The following is a 25,461-nucleotide window of genomic DNA, read 5'->3' on the forward strand; positions in this document are numbered from 1 at the left end:
CAGTGAGCCGTGCCATTTACTTGCCTGAAGCAGAGCTTCAGGTGGCACTGCGAACAGCCACCAGACCTCAGCACTTCGTAGCTAGACAAAGAAAACTTTCCATACACCAAAAGAACGTACAACCGTTACATTGTACGTTCTTTGTTGTTTTTATTTTTCCAAAAACGCACTCACCACACGTTTTGTTTGCTCGAAAATCTCACTATCCGAAAACTCTTTTGCCTCCTCTCCCCAAATTGAAACGGCACTCCCAACTACATTGTCAAGACTGTTCAATTTCTCGTTAGTATTTAACTCAAATTCATCTATCTCCCAATGGGTCAAAAGATCATTTATCGTATAATGCAACGCCTCATCACTCAACACTTTCTCGCTCGGCACAAGGTAATTATAGTAAGCATTGAAATTCAACAATCGAAACCCTGCATTTGAAATTTCCTGAGCGGTCGCTTTATATTCCTTTGAACGCAACGATTTTTCGCTCACATCATCCTTATCCGCAATCCCTGTCAAACTCCAATAAGTAACTTCCAAATTCTTATCAAAACTCGACAAATCCGCTTTAGTAAACCCGTCATTCCAAATTCTTGTAGTAAATCCTTTTTTATTCAAAAAACGATTGAGCTGATTCATAAAATTTACAAATTCAACATTTGACTTCTCAGGCAAAACGTAAAATTCATCGCCTCCAATATGGAAAATCTTTCGCTCCTGCTCCGCAAAAATCGGCAAATACTCTTGATACAATTTTTCCACAAAATCAAGCGTATTTTTATTCGTATAATCAAGCGTATTATGCCCTTTTTCACCCGACAACGCAAGAGCTTCCGCAACAGACGACTCTTTTTTTCGATAAAGATTGAGCAAAGCTGTCGCATGACTTGGCACATCTATCTCTGGCACAAGTGCGACACCTTTTTTCCTTAGCATAACTCACTAACTCACGAAGTTGCTCTTTACTCAAAAACGACTTCCCTGTCGCAATATTTTTATACACTCCATTTAAAAATGTAGCATTTTCCACCATTTGCCCAAGCAATTCACTCTCAACAGCAAAATTCTCATCATCAGAAATATGTAATTGCAAAAAAGAATGTTCTTTTCCACTCAAAAGATCTATGTACTGCTTTATCACATCTGGCGAATAAAATTTCCGTGCTATATCTAGCATTACACCATTTTCAATTTTCTCTGTCGCCACACGTTTCATCGGCACGTCCAACACCCACGTTTTTCCGTTCTCTTTAAGATATTTCAAATCATCAAGCACTACTTGATAATTTTTCAATTTTTCATTCACATAACGCCAATATTCTGGTGCATATTGCTCTGTATCAATCTTCATGCCAACTTCCACCTCACCAATTTCAATAGGGTCAGCAATCCAATCCCACGTATTCTCATCTCGGAAAATAATTTTCCCGACTACTCCACTCTTTTCACTCATTTTCACACCAGATTTTCTCATTTCTTCCGCATACGTCTGAAAAAGTGTCACACCCAATCCCAACAACATCAGGAACGCAAGCAACGCAAACAATTTTTTTCTACTAAAAGCCATAACTTCCCTCTTTTCTATCTTTAATTTCATTATATACACATTTTAATCTAATGTAAATATTAGTTTACAAAACTTTCCTATCGCTTAATGATTTCTTTAGGTTTTGTTTGGTGTAAAAACGAAAAAAAGCCAACTCTCAAATAAAATTTGCAACAATGCAATTTAGCATAAATACCAAAAAATCGGACGTTCCAGAAAACATCAAAATTTTATTTATTCTACCATATACACCTGAGATGAATCCGATTGAACAAGTGTGGGCGAAAATAAGAGAGAGCGGATTTTTAACTTCTTAGAGGGAGTGACGGAACAAGTTTGTGAGGCGATAAAGAATTCAAGAATTTTCTGGACTTTTTCTATGAAAAAGGGTATTATATAATATAGGTGTTCTAAGCCTATCCTATTGCTGAATTTAAGAATTTTTAAGAAAATAATTCTAGTATCTTTCCACTTAAAACGGTATCATATAAAGTGATTGAATTATGTACTTATTAATTTTTGAACGAAGAAATAGACGTTTGTACTTGTTTTTGTGACGTTGTTGTAAGGGAACTTGACAAATTTAAGAAGTAAGAGAAAATTAATAAGGAGAGCATATGCTTAAAGGCATCTCTAAAAACTCCGATTAATACCAAATTAGATAGTTTTTCGTTTTTCGAGGCAATTGACGAAGAAAAACAGAAAACTAGCAGTTTAGGATAAGTGTGAATTTTTAGAGGTACCCTTAAATTAAACAAAACGGAGGAGAAGTAAATGAACTTTGCAAAACGTGCGTTACGTAGCGTAACACGACAGAAAGGGAAAACAATTATCTTGTTTGCGATATTGTTTGTCCTTGGAAATTTAATTGCTGGAGCAACATCTATTCAGCAGGCGACTGGAAATGTCGAAAAAGAAACAAAACGAAAATTAGGGGCAACTGCTACGGCTGAAATTGACTATGAAAAATATGCAGACAAACTGAATAGTTCAGAAGTCGATGTGAAACCGTTAAAAGTGGATACTATCAAAAAAATCGGGGAATTAAAATATGTAAAATACTATGATTATTCATTCCCCGGAAACTTTATGACGGAAAAACTCAAATCTGTCCCTGAAGAACAACCAGAGGGTGAAGAAGTGATCAATTCTGTCGGTGGAGATATGCCGTCAAACTTCTTCTTTGTTCGTGGAATTGGAAGTGAAAAATTCCTTCCTGTTCAACAAAAGGAAATTTCACTTAAAAGTGGACGTGTATTCACTGCAGAAGAATTAGAAAAAGGAAAAGACGTTGCGGTTGTTTCTGCAAAATTTGCTGAACTCAATAATTTATCTGTCGGCAAACAAATGATTATTGACAATACACTTATGCTTGGTTCTGATGGCGGAGAAAAGAAAACAAATGATATTCCTGTGGAAATCGTAGGTATTTTTGAACCTGCGAAACTAGAAACAAACAAAAAATCCAAAGAACAAGATTTTAATCAAATGATGCAAATGAACGAGCAAAACAATACGTTCTATATGCCAAATAATTCAGTTAAAGCACATGTGACGAAAATGATGGAGCAATTTCAAGAAGCGAACAAAGCGGCAGGTGCAGCTGCTCCCGGAAGTATGGAGGATTATTATGTTCCTACTTTTGTCTTGAACTCTCCTGATGAAGTGGAGGCATTCAAACAAGAAGCAAAACCACTTTTACCAAAATACTATGCGATTATGGCATCAACTGACCAATATGATTCTATCGGTGGCTCTTTGAAAACTTTGAACAAAATTTCTGGCTATGTAGTCATCATCGCTGTTGCCTCAACAGTCTTGATTGTCTCACTCCTTGTTCTACTCTTCACACGTGACAGAAAAAAAGAACTGGGTATCTATCTTTCTATCGGTGAAAAACGTACGAAAATTATCGGACAAGTGATTCTTGAGATTTTAACGATTAGTGCAGTTGCACTCATTCTTTCCTTGATAACAGGAAACTTTATCGGTAGCGGTGTGTCTGATGTATTATTAAGAAGCGACTTACTTGAACAACAAAAAAGTTTGAACGACTTTGGATATACTTTATCTCAAGCATGGCAGCGAACGACACTTACAAGTGAGGAAGTACAAAAAGCATATAAAATCACATTCTCCTCTACTTATATCTTGAGTTTCCTAACAATCGGTCTTGGCACGGTGCTACTTTCTGCCATTTTACCGCTTGTCTATATTCTTAGACTAAACCCTAAGAAAATCATGTTATAAGAGTGGTTTGACTAAAGTTATGCTAAAATTTACGAACGGAGAAGAAATATGAGTCTACAAACAAAAGATTTAAGTTATTATTACCAAGACGGTGACTCTCGCCGATATATTTTAAAAGATGTCAATGTTTCATTTGAAAAAGGGAAGTTTTATACCATTTTAGGACAATCTGGTTCTGGAAAAACAACGCTACTTTCTATTCTTGGTGCTTTGGATAAAGCAAAAGAAGGGCAAGTGTTACTTGATGAACAAGATATTCAAGCAATTGGTTTTGAAAACTATCGCCGAAACAATATCGGAATGATTTTCCAAAGTTACAACCTCGTTCCATACTTGACAGCCGTTGAAAACGTGCTGGTGGCAATGAACGTGACGGATAATGAAATTCCAAGCGACCATGAAAAAGTTGCCTATAACTTACTTGATTTCATCGGAATTACTCAAGAAAAGGCAAATCGTTTGGTCAATCAGCTTTCTGGTGGAGAGCAACAGCGTGTGGCGATTGCACGAGCTTTGGCGACAAACGTTGACATCATCCTAGCAGATGAACCAACTGGAAATCTGGATGAAGAGCGTGAACAAGAAATCGTAGACATTTTTAAACGACTTGCAGACGAATACAATAAATGTGTGATTGTTGTTACCCACTCACAAGAAATCGCAAGTCAATCTGAGGAGGTTTATCTTCTGAAAAAGGGGGCGTTAGTCAAGCATGAGTGATTTTTTATCCAATTTTAGCGGTGATAAATATCAAAAGTCTCAACCAAAACCAAATACGAGCGAGAAGAAAAAAACGCCTGAGCCTAAACCTGAGCCTGTAAAAGAAGAAAAGAAAGAAACTACAAAAGAAGAAAAACTTCCCGTTCAAAAAGGAAGTCGTCTTGAGCAAATCAGAAATAAGATTTCTTCTTCTATCGAAGAGTTCGAACACCAAGAGGCACAAACACAAGAAAAAACGGTTGAGCCAAAAAAACAACTCGCTAAAAAACACGTTGCAGAGGAGGAAAAAGAGTTCACTTCACCAGATGAATTGTATGAAAAAGACCCCGATTATCATAACAAACGGAAGAAAAAATTCATACTCATCGGTGTTGTCTCTGCACTACTTATTCTTCTACTTAGCATTGCGATTTACAACATGACTCACGTCAACGTGCCAAATTTTACAGGAAAAGACCTTTCTACTGCAAGAGAGTGGGCGGTGGAAAACGGTGTAAAAATTGACGTCAAACAAAAATACGACTTTGATATTGAGGTCAACAAAGTCATTTCGCAAAGCATAAAAGAAAAGAAAATAAAAAAAGGGAACACGCTAAACGTCACTGCAAGTCTTGGGCCAGATGAAAAAGAAAAAATCAAACTACCAGATTTTGCAATTTTAACACTTAGTGATGCGAAAAAATGGATTGAAAAGCAAAAAGCCGATAATGTGACGATTGTCGAAAATTATAGTGAAACAGTCGAAAAGAACAAATATTTGAGAATGGATTTTCCAGATAAGGAAGTAACTGCAGAAAATTATCGTCGCCGTGATCGATTAAACGTCTACTATTCCAAAGGAAAAGAAGTGTATCAAAAAGACATTACGGTGCCAAATTTTGCAGGAAAACCTGTCGAGGAAGTCGATGATTGGGCGAAGAAAAACGAAATCGTTGTAGCAAAAGAAGAAAAACCGTCCGATAAAGTCGAAGTCAAGAAAGTAATTTCACAATCTGTTGCCGCCAACGAAAAAATGGCGAAAAAAGAAAAATTGACCATTACCCTTTCACTAGGAAAAGCGGTCAAAGTTCCTGACTTCTCTGGACTTACCGTTGCAGAAGCGGAAGAATACCAAGGTGCTTTTGAGACTGTTATCAAGCGTGTCTATCATGATAACGTAGCCTACGGTCACTTAATCTCGCAATCTGTCGAGGCAGACAAAGAATATTACGAAGGACAAGGAAAACCAAAAATCACGCTTAGCTACTCACTAGGCAAACCTTATTTGAAAGATTTGCGTGAAAGCACACAAGAAGGCGACCTTGCCAAATTCTTCTACGAGGAATTTGAATCCAAAGGTGCAAACGTGACGTTCTCAACCTACTATGTCAACTCTGACAAGCCAAAAGGAACTGTCGTTGCAATGAGCCGATTTAGCGAATTTATCCCAACAAAATACAATGTGAGCATTGGCATTAGTTTGGGAAATATTAAAAATTAAAAATGGAGGCTGTGGCAAAACTCTGGATGCTCTTTGTGCAATCATTGCATGAAAAACGTCAGAATTTGCCACAGCCTTTTTATTCACTCCCTCTCAGTCTCCTCGCCAAGCGTTCACTCACCAATCTCAAACTACTCTCCTCCACTCCAGCAGAGTCAAAGAAAACTAAACTTCCATACCAACAACTTCGATTATCTATCACACAAATACTCTGTCGAATGACCTCAGCATAAGAAATTTCCACTTGCCCTTTCGTTAATTCTGCAAGCAACTGCTTATCTACTTCTCCTTTTTTCGTCAAAATTTCGATTTCTACCCCTTTTTCTTTCAATGGTAAAAGTACATGAACGATTTCTTTTGTGATTTTTGGCACTTGTAAAAATAGTGTTTCTTTCATCTCTTGCAAATCTTGCTTAAACCTCGCAAGATAAGTTTTTCCATCGTATAAATAGGCTTGATATTTTCTAGTTTCCGCATCTTCAGCGAGTTCATAATGGTTATTTTTATACACTCGAAAACGTTTTTGATACATTTGGGCAAACGAATTATCTGCAATGTCCACATAATCATACACTCGCAACTCATCTTTTTCCTCAATATTCCTCTCCAAACGACCTAAATATTGCTTTTGATTGCCTTTCCATGAAAATGGCAACGTGAAAAACAATGTGTCTAACTGTGGCAAATCAAACCCCTCACCTACATATTTAGACGTTGCAAATAAAACAAACGCTTGCTCACTTTTTTTCAAAGATGAAATCATTTCCTTATTCGACTTTCTTTTTCCTTTCCCTGTCAAAACAAACAGCTGTTGCTCTGAAATTTTCTCCTTTACTTGCTCAAATAAAGCGTGAAGATGTTCCACTCTTTCACTCAATACCAAACTTGTTCTGCCAATCTGAAAATTTTCTACTACATCATGTGCAATTTGAGTATTCCGCTCTTGTGAAAGTGATAACTTCGCCAATTTCCCTGCATATGTCAGCTCCTCAAAATTTTCTTCTAACTCACCGATAGAGGTAAATCTCGGATATAAATAACGATGCAACAACACATTTTCACTCTGCTGAGCATTACTTGTAAAAGAAATTTCGCCACATCTCATGAAAATAATCGGTGAAAGCCCGTCTTTTCGCTCTGGCGTTGCACTCAATCCTAAAATATACCTGCTCGTCACATTTTTCATCACACGCTCAAAACTACTTGCTGCCACGTGATGCACCTCATCAACAATCACCAAACCATAATCTTCCAAAAACGAAGTCAAATCTTCTGCGGACATTTTGGAAAGTTTTTGAATGGTCACAACATCAACCAACTTTGTCTGTTGCACACTAGAGCCTGTGATTTTCCCAATTTTTCCTTTTTTCTTCACCCTCCCTGTTTTCGTCCACTCCTTAAACGGTTCACTTTGAATCGCTAAAAATCGACTCAACGACTCATGCCATTGTTCTACAAGCGTTTGTTTTTCAACCAAAACAAGTGTGCTTACTTTCCTTTTCGCAATATAATTTGCTCCAACAACTGTTTTTCCAAATGCAGTTCTTGCTGAAAGCACACTCATTTCATGCTTTTGAATAGCCTTTAACGCCTCTTTTTGCTCTTGTTTTAACGTACCTAAAAACTCCACTTCTATTTTATGACCCTTTATTGTTTTCTCAACCCACTCAATTTCTTCGATTTTCGACTGTAATTTTTTCTCCACACCACGTGGAAGGTAGAGAAATTCACTATCCTCGTTTGCACAAGAAATCATTCTAGGTGTATTCCAAAGTCTTGCACGCATTTTTTGTTTCTTAAAATACTCGGGATTATGAAAAGTCGCCAAGTACATTAGCTGAATTTGTTCTTTCCTAGTCAAATTTTTCTTTGAAATTTTTAGCTCACTTCCTCTTTCCACTTTGATTTTTTTCGGAAAATAAAGCGAGGTTTTCGAATGTTTTTGATATTCTTCAAGCACTATTTCTTTACTTAGCACCTCTAAAAATCCCGTTACTTCGTCCAGTGAATACCTTGGAATGAGCGATAAATGTTGCCACAATAACGACGGAGAAACCTCATTTAGCTGTTCATCTAAAAAAGTAGAGCCCCGTTTTGAACATTCTGATATTTCAACGGCAATGCAATCAAATTCCCAAAACCTTTTTTCAAATGTCTATCTTGTGCTGGAATCATACGGTCATAAGCTGTAAAATTCATTTTCTCGCTCAACGTCATAGCAAACGTCAACAAATAAAAACCTAATTTTCTTGCTAAATGTGCAGGAATTGCTTGAGAAAAGAATAACCAAACATGAATCCCTTTCCCCGATTGCGAACATTCAATCAACGGCTGAACTCCAAAGTTTTTACAAGAAGCAATCACCGATTGAGCCTCTTCCCTGGCAAACTCCTTATCAAAATCAAGCACGAGCAAATGCGTCGTATCATCTGCCAAAAGTGGATAAATACCATAAAAATACTTTTCATCTTTTGTGATGTGTTCACGCACATTCTCTGACGTAAAAGGAACAAACTGCCGAACGCTACAATCCTCACACTTAAACTTACTATTCACCGTTTTCGGACAATGAGCTGCCATATTCCATTCAATCGCACAATACGGACTATATCCTTTTCCATTATTCCAACGTTTTGCAAAAACATCCTTTCGCCCTTGAAAATAACGCATAAAAAGTGCCAATTTCTCATTTTTTGTAAATTTTTCTTTCACACGCAATTCATCAAGCTGAACTTTACTCACCACATACTTCTCTCCTGAACTTTCTTGCACGATAAGATCTTGATGATTCGTCGCTAAATTTCGTATATACTCTACAATTTTTACTTTTCGGTTATTTTTTAACAAAATATATTCACTCATATCTCTCTCCTTTTCATTATTTTTCACAATTTCCGTTCTTAATTAAAAATATAACGTTTTTTAAAAGAATTGTCTATGAAAAAGCGAAGAAAACATAATATATTTTTATAGATGTTTGGGAAATAGAAAGTTTTATAAGTTTGCAGATTTAACCTTGAGAAAAAAAAGCACCTCTCGAACAATCTCGAAAAGTGCTTGAAACGTTGATAAACAATAATATTAACGTTTTGAAAACTGACTAGCTTTACGGGCTTTTTTAAGACCTGGTTTTTTACGTTCAACCATACGTGCATCACGTGTAAGAAGTCCTGCACGTTTAAGTGAAAGACGGAAGTCTGGATCTACTTGAAGTAGGGCACGTGCGATACCATGACGGATAGCACCTGCTTGACCAGCATATCCTCCACCGTTTACGTTGACCATTACATCGTAGCTACCAGCTGTTTCTGTTACAGCGAAAGGTTGGTTGATAACTAAACGCAAATCAGCGTGTGGAATGTATTCTTCCACTGGTTTTGTATTTACAGTAATTTTTCCTGTTCCCGGTGTTAAAAATACGCGTGCTACGGCATTTTTACGACGACCAGTTCCAAGGTATTGTACTTTAGCCATGTGTGAAATCTCCTCCTTAAATTAATCCTGTAATATCTAATACTTCTGGTTGTTGAGCTTCATGTTTATGCTCGCTACCTGAGTAAACATGCAACTTCATTCCTTGTTTGCGACCCAAAGTGTTTTTAGGAAGCATACCTTTTACAGAAGTTTCGATTAAGCGAACTGCATTTTTCTCACGCAATTCACCAGCAGAGATAGATTTCAAACCACCTGGATACATTGAATGACGGTAGTAAATTTTATCACTTGCTTTTTTACCAGTAAGCTTGATTTTACCTGCATTGATCACAACTACAAAATCACCTGTATCTACGTGCGGTGTGAAAGTTGGTTTGTTTTTTCCACGTAAAATTGACGCTACTACCGCTGACAAACGTCCAAGCGGAATATCTGTTGCATCAATTACATACCATTTACGTTCTACTTCATTTGGCTTAGCCATATACGTTGTACGCATCATGAGTCTTTAATCTCCTTTAGTTTTCCTGTTTACATTTCATTTTTCGGTTTCCGGGGCCTTAAAATGGGGTAAACAATACCGACTACTATATTACTTGTTTTTTACACGGTTGTCAATGAAAACTTATTTCTTTTTTATATCATTTAACTCCCCCTATCCTCCAACAAAACAAAAAAACACCCCTTAAATAACAAAACCTAAAAAAATTAACAAGTAAGAAACATAAGTATTTTTCCGTGTAAAGAGATAAATAACACCAAAGAGAAGTGCATCGACGGCTACAATTCCAGCAGAAATACTGCCTTTTGTCAAAATGTGAGGTAAACCCCAAAGAATTGCAGTGACAATTCCGCCCCATGGAATTTTTCCTGTTTTTGAAAAAATACTTTCGCCTGCCTCTTGTCCGAACGCTACCATTAGCAATACAAGAACTGTTTCAAAGACATAATAAACATATTGAAAAATAAATTTTACTCCTCCATTATGTGCTAATTCAATTGCGGGTTTAAATCCTTGCCAATCCCAAAATCCCACAACTATGCAAATCGCAAGAGCGACCAACGCAAAAATCCATTGTGATTTTGATAACCTCTCTCTTTGGTTCAATAAATCTAACCCCCATTTTTTGAGGGAATAGCGTAACAGTAAGAAACTTACCATTCCCCAAAGGAAAGATGTTATCAGCCAGTGCAAAATCATCTGAACAATACTCCACTCGTCCATTGCTCTACCATACAGAGGTGGTTCTACTCCAAAACCAACTACTGCCTCTAATGCTAGTCCGAAAAAAACTAATACTGATAATAATAAAAATGATACTCCTCTTTTCATATAAAATCCCTCCATAATTTGTAATTTTTAATAAAATCCTTTTACTCTACATTCATCATTTTCTTGCTCGCCATTTGAACAACTTTTTTTGGCAATATTTTTGTAAATATGACTAATAGTTTGTTATACAAACCGATAATATGAGTAGACTTACCTTTCATCAAATCACGATAGGCAACTTGTGCGACTTTCTTTGCTTCCATTACACCAATTTTAAATAATAACGCCTCTTCAAGATTTGCTTTTTCTGCAAAAGACGTTTTCACTGCTCCCGGAGAAATTGCTGTAACAGTAATTCCACTCCCTTTTAATTCAATGTCAAGAGCCTTTGAAAACGACAAAAGATAACTTTTCGTTGCCGCATAGACCACATTATACGGACAAGGAATGTAAGAGCCTGTTGAACAAATGTTCAAGATTTTCCCGTATTTTCTCTCTTGCATTTCTATTAAAAGTAACTTGGTCAATTCTGTTGTGAATACAATATGTAGTTGTATCATATCCAACTCCTTTGCAATATCCGTCTTTGCAAACTCTCCAACTTCATTAAACCCAGCATTATTGACGAGAAAGGAAATCACAATTTTCCACTTTCTCAGCTGTTCTTTTATTTGCTCAACAGCATTTTTTTCAAGCAAATCCACCCGAATACTTTTCACATCAACGTTGTATTTCGACAATAATTCATGCTCTAACGCTTGTAATTTGTCTTCATTTCGACCAACAATGACTATATCATGCTGATTTTTAGCAAATTCATAAGTTAACTCACGCCCTATCCCGCTTGTTGCTCCTGTAATCAATGCGTACTGTCTCATTTTCATCTCCTCCTGTTTCTTCTTCCCAAGACAAATACACCGACAAAAATGAATGGATATGCTTTTCCAATAGATTCACCGCACGTTGTTTGTCTTGTTTGTTTGTGTATAAATTCATTATCAAATGCAATGGAGCAATATATTCTAAAGCTAATACTTCTACATCTACTTCTTGATGATTGCTCATGCGTGCAAGTTCTTGAATGAACATTTGCGTATAATCGACAACTCCACCTGTCAAATATTGCCAAAGTAAATCTGCCATTTTTGTGTTTCTAAATTGCTCAATGATAAGCATTTTCTTAAAATTCGAGGCAAATTCATTTTCCGTCCAAAAAACAAATTGAGAAATCGTGAAATCTTTGATTGTCTTTATCATTTCATTTCTATTTAAATCTTCAATTGAAACCTCAAATTTTTCCGCCTCTTCATTTGCTACTTCCTCCATTCTACTGACAATACTATCGAATATCGCCTGTTTGTTTGGATAATGCCTGTAAATCGCTCCTTTCGTTACACCAACAGAAGAGGCAATTTCCCTAATTGACACCCCTTCATAGCCGTCATGAGCAAACAGCAGTAACGCCTCTTGTAATATTCTCTCTTTCGTTCCCATGGTAGCCTCCAATTATTCAAATATCGCTTGTTTATTAGGAAAATGCCGATAAACTGTTCCTTTCATTAAACCTGCAAAAATTGCAAACTCTCCAACTGCAACCTGCTCTTCATGTGCAAAAAGTATCATGTTTTCATGAAATAATCGCTTTTTTATCCTCATAACATTCCCTCTTTCTTTGTATTTATTGATAAACAAAGTAAACGAACGTTCACTTTTAATTTTATTTTAGTAAACGAACGTTTACTTGTCAAGTGTTATCATACGAAAGAATTTTCATGAAAAAAGTTTGCACCCCTCCACAAAAACTGTTACACTTCCTTTTGGATAGTTTGAGAATCAAAATATTATGTAAACGAGGACAACCATATATGAAGAAAAAAATATTAATTGCGTTAACCGCAATTCTCTCTGTTATCATTATCACACTCATTGCAGCGGGCTGTTATTTTTTCCATGTTGCACAAGTGCGGAGCAAAAAAGACTTTGTCAATAGCGAACCGATTGCCAAAACGAATCCGATTTATCCAGAAAGAGAATCATTTTTAAAAGCTAAAAAAGAAAAATGGTATTTGACAAGCAATGACGGGTTAAAACTTGATGCTTACTATTTATCTGCAGAGAAAAAGACGGATAAAACTGTTATTGTGGCACATGGTTTTGCCAATAGTAAGGAGGGCATGGCACAATATGCTTGGCTGTTCCACGAATTGGGCTACAATGTGCTAGTCCCAGATGACAGGGCTCATGGTGAAAGCGAGGGGGATTTGATTGGCTTTGGCTGGAAAGATAAAGACGATTATGTCAAATGGATTCAGCAAGTCATCGAAAAAAACGGGAAAAATGAAAAAATCGCTCTCTTTGGGCTTTCCATGGGAGCTGCGACGGTTATGATGACAAGTGGTGAAAATTTACCTGAAAATGTAAAAGCAATCATTGAAGATTGCGGATATGACACTGTTTGGAACGAGCTAGTCTACCAAGCAAAAGATATGTATAATCTGCCCGCTTTTCCAATTCTTTACGAAGTCAGTTTCATTAGCCAACTTCGTGCAGGGTGGAATTACAAAGAGGCATCAAGCATCACCCAACTTGCAAAAAATAAACGTCCAATGCTCTTCATTCACGGAGATAAAGACGACTTCGTCCCAACGAGCATGGTCTATAAAAACTACGAGGCTACAAAAGGCGAGAAAGAACTTTTAATCGTCAAAGGAGCCAAGCACGCTGAAAGTTTTCAAACGGATAAAAAATTATATAAAGAAAGTATTGAGAAGTTTTTAAGTAAGTATTTTGATTAAATAAGGGCACCTCTAAAAACTCCGGTTAAGCCAAAATTAGATAGTTTTTCGATTTTCGAGGAAATCGACGAAAGCTATGTGGTTCATAGAAAAGCTAAGAGGGGCGGTCAGGAGTTTGTCGTAGTGAGCCACAGCATTTATTTACTGGAAACGAAGTTTCAAGTAGCATTGCGAACTGCGACCCAACTCCTGCCCCTCGTAGCTAGACAAGGTTGAGGAGACTGACGAAGAAAATCGGGAAACTAGCAATTTTGGATAAGCGTGAGTTTTTATAGGTGCCCATAAAGGTACCTATAAGCAAACAAGCATGAGAGTCGTTTCCCATGCTTGTTTATTTGCAAAAGAGTTGAGAATAAAATCACATACTCCCTTTAAACACATCAGCATTTTTCGCAAAATAATCCACTCCCGAGTAAACTGTCGCAATCAAGCAAATGTAGAGCAAAATCGCACCAATTATCTCAAAATGTAAAAAGAGGAAAATAATCGCAAGCATTTGAGTAGCTGTTTTTATTTTGCCGGGCCAAGCGGCTGCTAAAACTTCACCGTTTTCTTCGACAAGCAGCAAGCGTAAACCTGTTACTGCAAGCTCACGACAAATGATAATCGCCACCACCCAAGCAGGAGAAAAATCAAGTGCAACAAGCACCACAAAAGCTGCCATTACAAGCATTTTATCCGCAAGAGGATCGGCAAATTTGCCAAAATTTGTGACCATTTTCCATTTTCTCGCAAGAAAACCGTCTAACCAATCTGTCACGCTTGCAAGTGCAAAAACAACTGCACCCACAAGATGAACGAGTGGAATATCGCCCACATTCCCCCAACTATTCGTTGGAAGTGAAACAATGAGCAAGAAAAGTGGAATCATAAAGATTCTTAATACTGTTAGTTTGTTGGGTAAATTCATTTTCTGTCCTTTCTTCGAAATCACTTTGTGATTTCTTGAAACTTGACTTACGCTTCGCTCCAGCCAAGCGGGGTCATTCGCGAACTTAAGTCCGCTCAAAGTCTTTTCTGCGAAATCTCTTCGGGATTTCTTGAAACTTGACTTACGCTTCGCTCCAGCCAAGCGGGGTCATTCGCGAACTTAAGTCCGCTCAAAGTCTTTTCTGCGAAATCTCTTCGGGATTTCTTGAAACTTGACTTACGCTTCGCTCCAGCCAAGCGGGGTCATTCGCGAACTTAAGTCCGCTCAAAGTCTTTTCTGCGAAATCTCTTCGGGATTTCTTGAAACTTGACTTACGCTATCGCTCCAGCCAAGCGAGGTCACTCGCGAACTTAAGTCCGCTCGAAGTCTTTTCTGCGAAATCACTTCGGGATTTCTTGAAACTTGACTTCCACTATCGCTCCAGCCAAGCGGGGTCATTCGCGAACTAAAGTCCGCTCAAAGTCTTTTCTGCGAAATCTCTTCGGGATTTCTTGAAACTTGACTTACGCTTCGCTCCAGCCAAGCGGGGTCATTTGCGAACTAAAGTCCGCTCAAAGTCCTTTCTGCGAAATCACTTCGTGATTTCTTGAAACTTGACTTACGCTTCGCTCCAGCCAAGCGGGGTCACTCGCGAACTTAAGTCCGCTCGAAGTCTTTTCTGCGAAATCACTTCAGGATTTCTTGAAACTTGACTTACGCTATCGATACAGACAAGCGGGAGCATTCGTGAGTTTCTACCTCACTTCGTCTCCATATCTCGCCACACGCTTACTCTAAAATATTCTCTATGGTCACATTTACCGTCATTTGACCTAATTGTGTAATTTGCGTTAAATCAATTTTTTCGCCGTTCAATGTCATTTTTACATTGTCTTCACTGTGTTCTACATAATACCTCGTAGCAGAGTTGTAGACTTCAAATTTAATCGAAAAGACTTTGCTTTTTTCAAGTTGTTCCTTATTCAGCACAAGCTCTCCTGTTGTTCCTTTGATTGCTGTGCTACCATTTGGATAGTTTGCCACACTTGTACTTGGTGGACTTGCCACATAGGCTAAGGCAACGCCTTGTTTCGTTTCAATCGAAAGTTTCAATGGAAGTTTGACGTTTTTCGCAGTCATATCCATCTCAAGAGGCGTTACATTGTCAACATTCAATGAAAAAGGCTCTGCTTGTGTTGAGGATGTTGTCGAACTGCTTGATGATGTACTTTCCGTTGTCTCGCTTGAAGTTTCGCTACTCGATGAAGAAGTCGAAATCAAATTATCCACTTTAAAAGAGGAATTTGTAAACGAGGAGGAATTATTGTTGCTAGACACCATGATATAAATCACGCCACCCAAGATTGAAATTGCCAAAAAGGACAAAATAATCAACGGTAAAAAATTCGATTTTCCCTCATGTTTCCCTCCACGTTTTGTGGTTACTTCTTGGAAAACAGGCTCTTCCTCAGCTATTTCTTCTACTTCTCTCTCTGGAGCTTTTCCTTCAAAAATATCTACCATTTCTTGAGCGTTAAGCCCTACGGCATTGGCGTATTGTCGGATAAATGCCTTGGCATAAAACAACCCCGGCAACGCATCATAATCATCTATTTCCAACGCCTCTAAAAAGCGTACTTGTACTTTTGAAATTTGCTGAACTTCCATCAGCGACATACCACGCTCTAAGCGTGCTTGTTGTAATCTTTCTCCCACAGTAAGATTATTTCTCACGTTCTCACACTCTCTTATCTATTTTCCACACAGGGAACATTACCATCCACCATTGATGTCCAATGTCGCTCCTGTAATATACTCGGCATCATCTGTCGTTAAAAAATAGACCAACGAGGCAATTTCTTCTGCTTTTGCTAATCGCCCCTTTGGGATTTCCATTTTCAACTCATGTATTTCTTCTTCTGTAAATTCTTCATTCATCTTCGTTGCAACTGCACCAGCTGCCACAACATTTACGGTAATATTCCGTGAGGCAATTTCTTTGGCATAGCTTTTGGCAAATCCAGACTGTCCCGCTTTCATCGCACTATATACCGTCTCCATTGCACTTCCCTTGCTGCCGTAAATACTCCCGATGAAAACAATTCTTCCCGACCCATTTTGAGCAAGTTTGTCCTCTAACTTTTGGCATAGTAGCATAGGTGTTTTCAAATGCACCTGCCACAACTCATTCATTTGGTCACTTGTCACATTTTGCAACAAATTGTAATGCGTGCATCCACTTGCAAATACAAGTACATCCACTTGAAAAAGGTGGCTTAAAAATCCTGCTATTTCTTCTTCATTACACATATCTAAGCATACCATAAAAAAGTCTTGTTTGGGGTACTTCTTTTGAACTTCTTCAATGATTTTTAAAACTTTTTTTTCGTTACGACGATAATGCAGAACAACCGAGTATCCTTGGTGAGCAAATTTACGAACAATCGCACTTCCTATGTCTCCACTTGCCCCCATGACGAGTGCTGTTTTCATTTTCTATCACCTCGTGGCAATATTACAAAACTCGTGAAATACTCTGGATTTAAAAAGGCTTTTCCATATTTTTCCACGTCTGCAAGCGTCAATTCTTCGATAACTTCTGGCAAATCAAAAAGCGTAATTTCACCAAAAAGGCTTTGTGAAAATTGGTTGGCGATAAACTCAAGCGAATTAAGTGATTGGAAATATTTCCCTAACATCCTTTTCTTCAAAAGAGCCAATTTTTCCTCGGTAAATTCTGGACTTTCGTCAAAATGCTCAAAAATTCTCTGCACTTCTTGGATTGCTTTGTGATAATTTTCGCTATCGCCTGATACAGAAAAGAAATGAAACCCTCTATCTAGGCTAAATTCTTCATCAAACGTATCATCAATAATCCCCGCCTCGTAAAGATGTAAATAATGCTCGGAAGAATGGCTGAAAAGCAATTGCCCAATCGCTGAAATCGAAAGTTTGTACTTCAAAAGTTCTCGTTCACATTCTGGCAGATTATCCACACCTTTTTGCCCGAAAATAAACTTAGGACGAACGACTTCCATTTCAATTTCACGATGAGAAAGAACTTCGCTCGTTTCATTTATCTCACTACGCAAAATTTCTTTCTGCTGAATAAATGATTTTTCCGCTTGATTTTCACGAATGAAATGGAGCATTTCGTTTTCATCAAAATTCCCTACGACAAACAACGTCATGTTGCTTGGGTGGTAAAATGTTTCATAGCATTTATACAAATCATCAGCTGTAATTTCTTGAATACTTGCAACGGTTCCTGCAATATCAATGGAAATCGACGTTTCTGGATAAAGATTTTGCAATAAGCCAAAAAATAATCGCCAGTTTGCATCATCTTGATACATTTGAATTTCTTGTGCAATAATTCCTTTTTCCTTATCCACACTTTCTTTCGTAAAATAAGGAGTTTGCACAAAATCCAACAATAGCTTCAAATTTTCATAGACATTGCTCGTAGCATGGAACAAATAGCTCGTTTTTGAGAACGTTGTAAACGCATTGCTGCTCGCTCCTTGCATGGAAAATTTTTGGAAAACATCTCCGTCCTCTTTTTCAAATAACTTATGCTCCAAAAAATGTGCAATTCCGTCTGGTACACGTTCCATTTCCGTTGAAGTAAGTGGCACAAATTCATTGTCAATTGATCCATAATTTGTCGTGAATACCGCATAAACCTTGTGAAAATCACGTTTTGGCAAGAAATACACTTGCAACCCATTCTCAAATTTTTCTACGAATAATACCTCATTAATTTTTTTATAACTCTTACTCTCCAAGTCCTTCGCCCTCACTTCCTTCTAAAAAGAATATCGCTGATAATTTCAATGCTCTTGCGATTTCAACAACCATTTCTTTACTTACCGCATCAATTTGCGTTAGCCATTGTTCTTTCTCTCGATTGACAAACGGCATTTTTCTCTTCATAAATGCTTCTTCTATCAATGTTGAAGACGAGTCTTGACTGAGTAAAAAGGCATTTTTTAGCATTTCCTTTGTCTGCAATAATTCAAGGTCGCCAACATTTCCAAGTTTGATGCTCTCAAGTTCTTTGTGAATGAGATGTAGCACCTTTTTCCGATTTTTCCCGTCAATTCCCGTTTGAATGGTAAATAAACCACGGAAACTGTCAAAACTCGAGCTTGCATAGTACGCCATGCTCTCTTTTTCACGAATATTTAAAAACAACCTAGAATGTGCGAAACCGCCAAAAATCCCGTTAAACACTTGTAGAGCATAATACTCCTTGCTGTCAAATTTGACAGGCATACGATAGGCAAGATTGAGTTTGCTTTGTGAAAGTTTTTCTTGCTTTGCCCCTTCACGTATGATATTGCTCTCTTCTGGCGAAAAATAAAGAGACACTGGTGTGAGCAAACGGTCAACAAAAGGCATTTTGGAAAATGCTTGAATCATCTCATTTTCTTCGACGTCACCTGCGACAATAATATCCACCTCATCTGTGGAGAGCATTTCACGATAGTAAGAAAACATCTCCTCACTCGTCAATTTTTCCAAATCTTCACTTCTGCCAATACTTGACATTGCCTGCTCGCCTGCATTGTGAAAAAATAGCTCGTTAAGTTTGAGACTGGCGAAATATTGCTTGTCCTCACGCATGGAATCCAAATATTGCATTAAGTTTTGCTTTTCAATTTCAAAAGTTTTTTCGTCAAATTTTCCATTATATGCGTTCGGTTTGAAAAGTAATTCTTGCAAAAATGCAAGAGCATCTTCCAATACACCTTTTTCTTCCAAATATTTATCATTGACAACAGATAATGCTACGTTGAAAAAATGCAATTGACCTTTTCTAGTCACGTACATATTGATACTCGCACCGTATAGCGATGATAACTTTTGAGCAATCGCCGTCTGTGTAGGGTAATTTTTGCTATTCGTTTCAAGCAAACTTGTCAATAACGCACGCTTGCTCACCACTTCTTCCGTCAATTTCGTTTGAAAACGAAGTAAAATACGAATCGTTTTAAATTTTTGTGTCGGCACAACCGATAAATAAATTCCATTTCTTAATTGAATACTCATAATTTCACGCCTCTCAAGAATGCTCTTGTCCTTTTCATATGGTTCTTCTGAAATAATTTTTTAGAGAACCTCTTTATTCATTATACTGTTTTTTCCTCAAAAAACACATTCTAAGGGGAAGAAATTCATAATATTTTTCTCTGAGGAAAATGTTTTATATAATAGAATTAGCTAGAAAATAAACGGAGGGTTTTTAATCCTTCTCTACCAATATTTTGGAGGTATTCAAATGATTAAAGAGTTTAAAGAATTTATTATGCGTGGAAATGTCGTTGACTTGGCAATTGGGGTGGTCATTGGTGGTGCTTTTACAGCCATTGTGAAATCTATTGTGGACGGATTGATTACACCGCTTGTCGCTCTTGTTATCAAAGCATTTACAGGTAGTAAAGATACGAATTTTACTGGTTTGAATGTGAAAATAAATGGAATTGATTTTAATTTTGGAAGTGTGGTAAGTGCCATTCTTACATTTTTGATTACAGGAATTGTTTTATTTTTCATTGTGAAATCTATCAACAAACTCAAAGCTCTCTCAAGCAAGGAAGAAGAAGAGGCAACACTTGCTCGCAATGAACTAGACTACTTAGAAGAAATTCGTGATTTACTCGCACAAAATATAGAGAAAAAAGATTAAGGATACTTCTAAAACTAAGAATATCTTGAAGTTCTGCAAATTGTGGAGCAATTGCAGTATACAAGGAAAAACGCAGAACTTCCTGCGTTTTCTTTTTTCATCGGAGCATGGGTAATCATGCTCTTTTCGATTTCCGAATGCTACCTCTCAATGAATTTCTTGCATTTTCTTTTTTAGCAGAGCATGAAAAAACAAACGGTTCCTACTTTCTTTTCAAATACATAGAGAGCAGACTTTCATCTGCTCTCTAACCCCATTTTATTGCCCAACACAATACCCAGCTTGTCACTGGCATTTATACCTTACGGCACTATATTCAAATGCCACTCAAGCTCTCCTTGATAATCTCCGTATTCAGGTAGAGTTCTACCGTCAAATTCCATACGGAAAGTGTTTTTGTTGTTCTTCCAAAGATTTGATAAGTTCCATTCATTTTGTGGCGGAGTAGTTGTGCTCCATCTAGTGCTTTCTAGCACTTTAGAATTTCCATACTGAATGTCTACTTCCTGATTTGAACTATTCGTTAAAACGAGCGTTGGAGATAGTTCTTTCCCTCTATTATTGGTAAATTTCTTGCTCAACGAAACGGTCAAATTCCATCCTCGTGTATTAATTTGTGTATCACTAATAATTAAGTTATCTTTGATTGTATCAATTGGTGCTTTCACTTTCGCCGCACTTACTTCAACTGTCCCAAAGTCAAAAGTCGGTACTTCTTTAATCGTCAATGCCCCTTGGAAAATGTAATAAACGTCTCTATAATTTGGTAAGACTTCTACTAGATTTTCATCTAAGGTGTTGGCAGAAAGATTTGCTCCGTCTTTAAAGACTGGCACTCTGTAATATTGATTGACAATGCGGTTTACAGTTTGAGAAATATCAACATTGGAATCATTGTTGGCATTCTTCATGCTGATTCTATCCCCAACTTTATGAGTAATCTTAATTGGAGCGTGCAAGTCATTTCCTAATTCATCAATAAAGTGTACTCTAACTTCACCCGTTGTCACTTTCCATTTTGCATAAAGATCCATTGTCCCGGGAGTGCTATTGTTCATGGTGTATTGCTGATTTGGAAGATAGTCTTGACCTGACCCGTTAGCTTGAGTGTTCCAACAAACGAATGTGTATCCTGTTCTTTGCAAAGTCCCTTGACCTGCCATAGTATAAGTCGTTCCATAGCTTATTTGCTGATCTGCAGGAGCATTTCCTGAAGTTGCATTATTTCCGTGATACTTAATCAGCACTTGAATTGGTGTCCAGACTGCATAAAGTGTTACATTTGTCGCAGTCTCTTGCCATGTCGCTTGTTGACCTGCTTGATAACTTCTACCACTGCCGTCTCTTGCCGTATTCCAACCAGTGAAATTGTAACCTGTTTTACTCCAACTTGGTGAACCACTTGGTGAAACAAAGATTGAGCCAAATGTCGCTGTGTTTGGATTGGTCGGTGCGTTTCCTGAACCACCGTTGAGGTCATACGTGATAGCACTTCTCACTGGTGCCCACTGGGCATAGAGCGTTACATTTCCTGCTTTCTCTTGCCATGTCGCTTGTTGAGCAGCTTGATAGTTTCTACCGCTACCGTCTCTTGCCGTATTCCAACCGGTGAGAGTATAACCTGTCTTACTGATATTGTTGCTATTTGGCGACACAAAGATTGAACCATATGTCGCTGAACTTGGAGCGGTCGGTGTCCTTCCTGTCCCGCCGTTGAGGTCATACGTGATATTACTTACTACTGGTTTCCACTTCGCATAAAGTGTAACGGCAGAACTACTATTTGTCCATATAATCGAGCTACCAGCAGAATAATTTGTTCCTGTTCCAGCATTATTTGTATTCCAGCCGTCAAATTGATAGCCATCTTTCACTAGACTCCCTTGATTTGGGAAAGTAAAGGATGAATTGAGCGTTGCCGTTTGAGCAGACGGTGCATTCCCAGAAGTCTGTCCATTTCCGTCAAAAGTTACTCTAGTCGTTGGCGGTGGATTGTTACTCCAAATCGCATAGAGCGTTACCGTATCCTGTGTCATTGGGAAACTTACCGTTTGGTTTTGCTCAAAATAATATCCTCTATCGTTACTTTCAGTCGCCCAACGTTTGAAATATTTCCCAGCTGGTGGGGTGAAAGTATTCATCGGTGGAGTAAAGTTTTGACCATAGTTTGCCGTTGTCGGTCCTGTCGGCCCATTTCCTGAACCACCATTGGCATCATAGGTAATTCGAGTCGGGTCGTTTATCCCTCTAAATTTCGCCATAAGAACAATAACACTTTGACGATTATGAGGATTTACCAATTGTGCAGCCGTACTACCGTTGGTATAACCTTTAAATGAATCTGGGTGAAACATTTGTTTATCAATATAGAAGTCTACCCCTCTACCTCTATCCATATTGTAGTCATAGTAAATGGTTTCCCCGTCCTGAAGTTTAACCCATGAAGCAAGTCCAGAAGGCAATGACCAATGAGAGAATTTTTGACCTGCTGGAGCCTTATTACTAGGGTAAGTTTGTAAGACATAACTTGATCCGATAGCAGGAGTAACACCATTTATACTCAATTGTTCATGTTGCTCAGCACGGTGCAAGACATTCCCATTTCTATCTTCTGCATAGTAAAGTACCCAAAAATCTCCACTCATCGCTCTCGGACGAGGTCGCATGGCTCTGTCTTTCTTTGGTCCAATTATTTGCGGTTCTTCTTGAGCCATTAACTGCTCAGCAAGCGTTAGCTGTTCTGTTTGACCAATTTCTTGCACTGGCGGAGTGGCTAAATCGTCAGCTTGTACGCTCGTTGATTTTGCGAATAAAAAGATATTCAACAACAGTGAGAAGAACAGAACTGCTCCTATCTTCTTTCCCGTTTGTATCTTCTTTTCCCTTTCCCTTTTGTAGCTCCACATTTTCTTTCACTCTCCTTACGTTTTTTTATTCTTCCTACTATGAATAGCAGGAAAGAAAATATCCCTATTCCTAAAACAATTGGATAAAGAATTTGACTTTTTTTCGTTTTATTCGGAGATTTACGTTCGTCCACCTCCTTTTTTGTTTTTTCTTTTTTCTTATAAACTACAAAATCCTTTGTAAATGTCCATTCTTTTCTTTCTTCCTCATTGCTAGGTGTTGTTACTTTGAGGTTATACGTGTAAACCCCCTCAGTTAGCTGTTCATCTAGCTTGAGCAATAAATCATAATATGAATTAGGGGCAAGTCGTTTTTTCTTTTGGCTAATCTGATAGAGAGGCTCTTGGCTATCTTTTTTCGTTATATACCCCTCATATTCCACGTCTTCGACTATCATAGGCTGGTCATTTTGAACCTTTGCAATCACACCTTCTGGATAAGTAGGATTTAACCAAACGTCTAGCAAGTTTACATTCACTTCTTCGCATTTCTCGTCAACGGTAATCTTGATTCCTTGTGTAATCGTATAGATCGAGCCAATGCCTTCTTGTTTCTTTTTCGAGCGAACTTTAAACTGCCAGCTCCCCAAAATTTCTCCGCTTGGAATGTCTTTTGGCAAAGTAATTTCAGCAGCTACAACCACCTTAGATTCTTTAGGAATTTTGACTTCTTTTGAAGAAGTTTTTATAACGTCCGTCAGCTTAACCTTTAAACTTTCATCATAACTTTCTGCGTTCGCATTGTATTCTATTTCACCATTGCGATTGGTGTAGGCGGTGAAAAATTCACTCGTTAAATGAAGGTCTTCCTTTGCGGGATTGAATAATTCTAGCTTAATTTCTCTTTTCTCCTCCGGAGACATTAATAAATCAAAATACCCTTCTTCTTCATTTACCTCTTCGCCTGCTTCCGCTTTGCGAATGGTGAACATTGCTTGTTTATTGGCTAGTGTGATACTCGGGCGAAAAATCATCGACCCGAATATAAGAAACACTAGCACCAGCATAAACGAAGACTTTCGTTTTATAAACATTTTTCCTTGTTCTTCTTCCTACTTATATAAACTAAAAAGACAATAAAGAGAATCACCACACCGACAATTGTTAAGACCAATCTTCTCGTTTCACCTGTGCTAGGTAAATTTTTTCCAGATGACGCTGTGTTTCCTCCACTTGATGTGGTGCTACTCGAGCTTGACGTATTTCCTCCGGAATTGTTTGTTTGTGGAAGTTTTGGTTTGTCCGGTTTTAACGTGCTTTTAAATGTGATATTCCCCGGTGTCGTTTCTGCATTTGTTTGTGTTACACCCCAAAATAAACAAAATGCAAGTCCAATCAAACCTATGGTTTTCAACACTTTTTTCATTTTATTCCCTCCGTTTTCGTTTCTTGGATACTATAATGTAAACAAGTAAAGAAACAAATCCTAAACCAAATACGGTTAATAGTACAATCAGCCACACCGGAATCGTTTCCTCTGGTTTTGGATCATTCAAACTTTCTTTGTTTATCTTCTCCGCTTCCTCTTTTGTAATGGTGAAGTCCTTTTCCCAACGCCAATTTTTGCTTTCCCATTTAGGATCTTCGCTTATCACTTCTAAACTATACGTGTACTCACCTGCTTGGGCTTGCTTTTCGTTTAGATGTACTGGAAATTGGTAGTTAGAATTAGGTGCCATGCTTCTTCCAGACATTTCGTTTTTAAATAGCACCTCGTCGCTCCCTTTTTTCGTTACTTTCGCTAAAAAGGTCAACTTCGTCATCAATGCAGGTTGATCATTTTGTACTCGTCCTAGATAAGACTTTTTAAAGTAATCCATACCCGCTTGTATGTCAACTAAATTCAGATTGGGTTCGGGAATTTCATTTCCTACCGTGATTTTGATTGGCAATGAAAAAGCGATTTGTGTTTTTACACCCATTCCTTTTTTAGTAGATTTCGCTACTTGATCGTCTTTTAGAAAATACCATGAGCCAAGTAGAATACCTGTTGGCACATCTTTTGGTAATTTTATTGTTGCTGTCAATTCTTTCTCACTTTGTTTGTCAAGTTTAACTTTTCCCTCTTCTTTCAAAGTGATGATTTCATGCAATTTCACTTTCAAACTTTTATCATATTCTTTTGCAAGTGAGGTATAATCTGCCTCACCATTTGTATTCGTGTGAGAGGTGAAAATTGACTGATTTACGCCGATTTCCTTGTCGGTATTGTTTTTTAAGATTACCGTAATTTCTCTCGTTTCACCCGGTGTCATTTTTAAATCATAATATCCTGTTTTCGGATTGATTTCTTCGCCAGCTTTCCCTTTCGTTACTGAGTAGCCACCCATTTGCTTTTCATCTGCTCGTGTTCCTTGAGCCGTCAAAGCACTCCCAAATAATAGTGTAAAAATAACGCCGATTTTCAGTAGTTTCAATTTTCTTCCTCCGATTATGTAATCAACAACATTAGTGGAGCCA

At 37.8% G+C, this 25,461-nt stretch carries 25 protein-coding genes; 6 read left to right on the forward strand and 19 right to left on the reverse strand.

Annotated elements, in window-relative coordinates:
* Nucleotides 1-150: 150 nt before the first annotated feature.
* Nucleotides 151-903, reverse strand: coding sequence for a family 20 glycosylhydrolase (locus B5D30_RS04465; RefSeq protein WP_234984621.1), 753 nt, complete (start codon nt 901-903; stop codon nt 151-153).
* Entirely contained in the window at nt 806-1,561 is a 756-nt protein-coding gene (locus tag B5D30_RS14055; RefSeq protein WP_159443204.1) for a family 20 glycosylhydrolase, read from the reverse strand. The genes B5D30_RS04465 and B5D30_RS14055 overlap by 98 nt, the downstream gene beginning before the upstream one ends.
* A 753-nt stretch (nt 1,562-2,314) precedes the next feature.
* Here B5D30_RS14055 and B5D30_RS04475 point away from each other — a divergent pair.
* Genes B5D30_RS04475 through B5D30_RS04485 form a run of 3 tightly spaced genes read left to right on the forward strand, consistent with a single transcriptional unit; the run spans nt 2,315 to nt 5,990 of the window.
* Nucleotides 2,315-3,790: an ABC transporter permease gene (locus B5D30_RS04475; protein WP_078806837.1), complete on the forward strand. Its 1,476-nt coding sequence runs from the start codon at nt 2,315-2,317 to the stop codon at nt 3,788-3,790.
* A gap of 48 nt (nt 3,791-3,838) precedes the next feature.
* Nucleotides 3,839-4,510, forward strand: coding sequence for an ABC transporter ATP-binding protein (locus B5D30_RS04480; protein ID WP_078806838.1), 672 nt, complete (start codon nt 3,839-3,841; stop codon nt 4,508-4,510).
* The gene (locus B5D30_RS04485) at nt 4,503-5,990 is read left to right on the forward strand and encodes a PASTA domain-containing protein (RefSeq protein WP_078806839.1); all 1,488 of its coding nucleotides are present in this window, start codon (nt 4,503-4,505) and stop codon (nt 5,988-5,990) included. Before B5D30_RS04480 ends, B5D30_RS04485 begins: the two co-directional genes overlap by 8 nt.
* A gap of 79 nt (nt 5,991-6,069) precedes the next feature.
* On the opposite strand, the gene B5D30_RS04490 is transcribed toward B5D30_RS04485, so the two are convergent.
* The 8 genes from B5D30_RS04490 to B5D30_RS04525 form a co-directional block, all read right to left on the reverse strand.
* Complete coding sequence (locus B5D30_RS04490) at nt 6,070-8,031, reverse strand: DEAD/DEAH box helicase family protein (RefSeq protein WP_144399486.1); 1,962 nt, start codon at nt 8,029-8,031, stop codon at nt 6,070-6,072.
* A 32-nt stretch (nt 8,032-8,063) separates the two neighbouring features.
* Nucleotides 8,064-8,852 (reverse strand): TOTE conflict system archaeo-eukaryotic primase domain-containing protein, encoded by a 789-nt coding sequence (locus B5D30_RS04495; RefSeq protein ID WP_078806841.1) that lies wholly within the window; start codon nt 8,850-8,852, stop codon nt 8,064-8,066.
* 219 nt (nt 8,853-9,071) lie between these two features.
* Nucleotides 9,072-9,464 (reverse strand): 30S ribosomal protein S9, encoded by a 393-nt coding sequence (rpsI, locus tag B5D30_RS04500; protein ID WP_078806842.1) that lies wholly within the window; start codon nt 9,462-9,464, stop codon nt 9,072-9,074.
* Nucleotides 9,465-9,480: 16 nt separating this feature from the next.
* Nucleotides 9,481-9,927, reverse strand: a complete 447-nt coding sequence (gene rplM, locus B5D30_RS04505) for a 50S ribosomal protein L13 (protein ID WP_144399487.1) — start codon at nt 9,925-9,927, stop codon at nt 9,481-9,483.
* Between the two features lie 183 nt (nt 9,928-10,110).
* Complete coding sequence (locus B5D30_RS14060) at nt 10,111-10,758, reverse strand: hypothetical protein (protein WP_078806843.1); 648 nt, start codon at nt 10,756-10,758, stop codon at nt 10,111-10,113.
* 41 nt (nt 10,759-10,799) lie between these two features.
* The gene (locus B5D30_RS04515) at nt 10,800-11,576 is read right to left on the reverse strand and encodes an SDR family NAD(P)-dependent oxidoreductase (protein ID WP_078806844.1); all 777 of its coding nucleotides are present in this window, start codon (nt 11,574-11,576) and stop codon (nt 10,800-10,802) included.
* Nucleotides 11,527-12,192: a TetR/AcrR family transcriptional regulator gene (locus B5D30_RS04520; protein ID WP_078806845.1), complete on the reverse strand. Its 666-nt coding sequence runs from the start codon at nt 12,190-12,192 to the stop codon at nt 11,527-11,529. The genes B5D30_RS04515 and B5D30_RS04520 overlap by 50 nt, the downstream gene beginning before the upstream one ends.
* A 12-nt stretch (nt 12,193-12,204) precedes the next feature.
* Nucleotides 12,205-12,354 (reverse strand): TetR family transcriptional regulator, encoded by a 150-nt coding sequence (locus B5D30_RS04525; protein ID WP_078806846.1) that lies wholly within the window; start codon nt 12,352-12,354, stop codon nt 12,205-12,207.
* Nucleotides 12,355-12,563: 209 nt separating this feature from the next.
* Between B5D30_RS04525 and B5D30_RS04530 the strand changes: the two genes are divergently transcribed.
* Together B5D30_RS04530 and B5D30_RS13490 are read left to right on the forward strand one after the other, a co-directional pair.
* On the forward strand, nt 12,564-13,493 hold the full coding sequence (locus B5D30_RS04530; protein WP_078806847.1) for an alpha/beta hydrolase: 930 nt from the start codon (nt 12,564-12,566) through the stop codon (nt 13,491-13,493).
* A gap of 78 nt (nt 13,494-13,571) precedes the next feature.
* Nucleotides 13,572-13,709, forward strand: a complete 138-nt coding sequence (locus B5D30_RS13490) for a hypothetical protein (protein WP_159443205.1) — start codon at nt 13,572-13,574, stop codon at nt 13,707-13,709.
* Nucleotides 13,710-13,851: 142 nt separating this feature from the next.
* Here the strand turns inward: B5D30_RS13490 and pgsA are convergent, their stop codons facing one another.
* The 5 genes from pgsA to yfmF form a co-directional block, all read right to left on the reverse strand.
* Complete coding sequence (gene pgsA, locus B5D30_RS04535) at nt 13,852-14,403, reverse strand: CDP-diacylglycerol--glycerol-3-phosphate 3-phosphatidyltransferase (protein ID WP_078806848.1); 552 nt, start codon at nt 14,401-14,403, stop codon at nt 13,852-13,854.
* A gap of 789 nt (nt 14,404-15,192) precedes the next feature.
* Nucleotides 15,193-16,137, reverse strand: coding sequence for a helix-turn-helix domain-containing protein (locus B5D30_RS04540; RefSeq protein ID WP_078806849.1), 945 nt, complete (start codon nt 16,135-16,137; stop codon nt 15,193-15,195).
* A gap of 39 nt (nt 16,138-16,176) precedes the next feature.
* Entirely contained in the window at nt 16,177-16,896 is a 720-nt protein-coding gene (gene ymfI / locus B5D30_RS04545; protein ID WP_078806850.1) for an elongation factor P 5-aminopentanone reductase, read from the reverse strand.
* Nucleotides 16,893-18,191, reverse strand: coding sequence for an EF-P 5-aminopentanol modification-associated protein YfmH (gene yfmH / locus B5D30_RS04550; RefSeq protein WP_078806851.1), 1,299 nt, complete (start codon nt 18,189-18,191; stop codon nt 16,893-16,895). The genes ymfI and yfmH overlap by 4 nt, the downstream gene beginning before the upstream one ends.
* Nucleotides 18,181-19,458, reverse strand: a complete 1,278-nt coding sequence (gene yfmF / locus B5D30_RS04555; RefSeq protein ID WP_078806852.1) for an EF-P 5-aminopentanol modification-associated protein YfmF — start codon at nt 19,456-19,458, stop codon at nt 18,181-18,183. The genes yfmH and yfmF overlap by 11 nt, the downstream gene beginning before the upstream one ends.
* Before the next feature lie 229 nt (nt 19,459-19,687).
* Between yfmF and mscL the strand changes: the two genes are divergently transcribed.
* Nucleotides 19,688-20,095, forward strand: coding sequence for a large conductance mechanosensitive channel protein MscL (gene mscL / locus B5D30_RS04560; protein ID WP_078806853.1), 408 nt, complete (start codon nt 19,688-19,690; stop codon nt 20,093-20,095).
* Between the two features lie 302 nt (nt 20,096-20,397).
* Here mscL and B5D30_RS04565 read toward each other — a convergent pair whose 3' ends face one another.
* The 4 genes from B5D30_RS04565 to B5D30_RS04580 are packed head-to-tail and all read right to left on the reverse strand — an operon-like array spanning nt 20,398 to nt 25,418.
* Nucleotides 20,398-23,001 carry an InlB B-repeat-containing protein gene (locus tag B5D30_RS04565; protein WP_078806854.1) on the reverse strand — a complete coding sequence of 868 codons (2,604 nt, stop codon included), beginning with the start codon at nt 22,999-23,001 and terminating at the stop codon, nt 20,398-20,400.
* Nucleotides 22,947-24,035, reverse strand: coding sequence for a DUF916 domain-containing protein (locus tag B5D30_RS04570; RefSeq protein ID WP_078806855.1), 1,089 nt, complete (start codon nt 24,033-24,035; stop codon nt 22,947-22,949). The genes B5D30_RS04565 and B5D30_RS04570 overlap by 55 nt, the downstream gene beginning before the upstream one ends.
* Nucleotides 24,026-24,367, reverse strand: coding sequence for an LPXTG cell wall anchor domain-containing protein (locus B5D30_RS04575; RefSeq protein WP_078806856.1), 342 nt, complete (start codon nt 24,365-24,367; stop codon nt 24,026-24,028). The genes B5D30_RS04570 and B5D30_RS04575 overlap by 10 nt, the downstream gene beginning before the upstream one ends.
* A gap of 1 nt (nt 24,368) precedes the next feature.
* Nucleotides 24,369-25,418, reverse strand: coding sequence for a WxLIP family cell surface protein (locus B5D30_RS04580; RefSeq protein ID WP_078806857.1), 1,050 nt, complete (start codon nt 25,416-25,418; stop codon nt 24,369-24,371).
* Between the last annotated feature and the right edge of the window lie 43 nt (nt 25,419-25,461).

Source organism: Pilibacter termitis (assembly GCF_900167335.1).
Taxonomy (GTDB): Bacteria; Bacillota; Bacilli; order Lactobacillales; family Streptococcaceae; genus Pilibacter; species Pilibacter termitis.

Bases quoted from the DNA above. Each gene is read 5' to 3' on its own strand.
- B5D30_RS14055 (WP_159443204.1), bottom strand. From the start codon at position 1,561: ATGGCTTTTAGTAGAAAAAAATTGTTTGCGTTGCTTGCGTTCCTGATG.
- B5D30_RS04475 (WP_078806837.1), top strand. From the start codon at position 2,315: ATGAACTTTGCAAAACGTGCGTTACGTAGCGTAACACGACAGAAAGGG.
- B5D30_RS04480 (WP_078806838.1), top strand. From the start codon at position 3,839: ATGAGTCTACAAACAAAAGATTTAAGTTATTATTACCAAGACGGTGAC.
- B5D30_RS04485 (WP_078806839.1), top strand. From the start codon at position 4,503: ATGAGTGATTTTTTATCCAATTTTAGCGGTGATAAATATCAAAAGTCT.
- B5D30_RS04495 (WP_078806841.1), bottom strand. From the start codon at position 8,852: ATGAGTGAATATATTTTGTTAAAAAATAACCGAAAAGTAAAAATTGTA.
- rpsI (WP_078806842.1), bottom strand. From the start codon at position 9,464: ATGGCTAAAGTACAATACCTTGGAACTGGTCGTCGTAAAAATGCCGTA.
- rplM (WP_144399487.1), bottom strand. From the start codon at position 9,927: ATGATGCGTACAACGTATATGGCTAAGCCAAATGAAGTAGAACGTAAA.
- B5D30_RS14060 (WP_078806843.1), bottom strand. From the start codon at position 10,758: ATGAAAAGAGGAGTATCATTTTTATTATTATCAGTATTAGTTTTTTTC.
- B5D30_RS04515 (WP_078806844.1), bottom strand. From the start codon at position 11,576: ATGAGACAGTACGCATTGATTACAGGAGCAACAAGCGGGATAGGGCGT.
- B5D30_RS04520 (WP_078806845.1), bottom strand. From the start codon at position 12,192: ATGGGAACGAAAGAGAGAATATTACAAGAGGCGTTACTGCTGTTTGCT.
- B5D30_RS04525 (WP_078806846.1), bottom strand. From the start codon at position 12,354: ATGAGGATAAAAAAGCGATTATTTCATGAAAACATGATACTTTTTGCA.
- B5D30_RS04530 (WP_078806847.1), top strand. From the start codon at position 12,564: ATGAAGAAAAAAATATTAATTGCGTTAACCGCAATTCTCTCTGTTATC.
- pgsA (WP_078806848.1), bottom strand. From the start codon at position 14,403: ATGAATTTACCCAACAAACTAACAGTATTAAGAATCTTTATGATTCCA.
- ymfI (WP_078806850.1), bottom strand. From the start codon at position 16,896: ATGAAAACAGCACTCGTCATGGGGGCAAGTGGAGACATAGGAAGTGCG.
- yfmF (WP_078806852.1), bottom strand. From the start codon at position 19,458: ATGAGTATTCAATTAAGAAATGGAATTTATTTATCGGTTGTGCCGACA.
- mscL (WP_078806853.1), top strand. From the start codon at position 19,688: ATGATTAAAGAGTTTAAAGAATTTATTATGCGTGGAAATGTCGTTGAC.
- B5D30_RS04565 (WP_078806854.1), bottom strand. From the start codon at position 23,001: ATGTGGAGCTACAAAAGGGAAAGGGAAAAGAAGATACAAACGGGAAAG.
- B5D30_RS04570 (WP_078806855.1), bottom strand. From the start codon at position 24,035: ATGTTTATAAAACGAAAGTCTTCGTTTATGCTGGTGCTAGTGTTTCTT.
- B5D30_RS04575 (WP_078806856.1), bottom strand. From the start codon at position 24,367: ATGAAAAAAGTGTTGAAAACCATAGGTTTGATTGGACTTGCATTTTGT.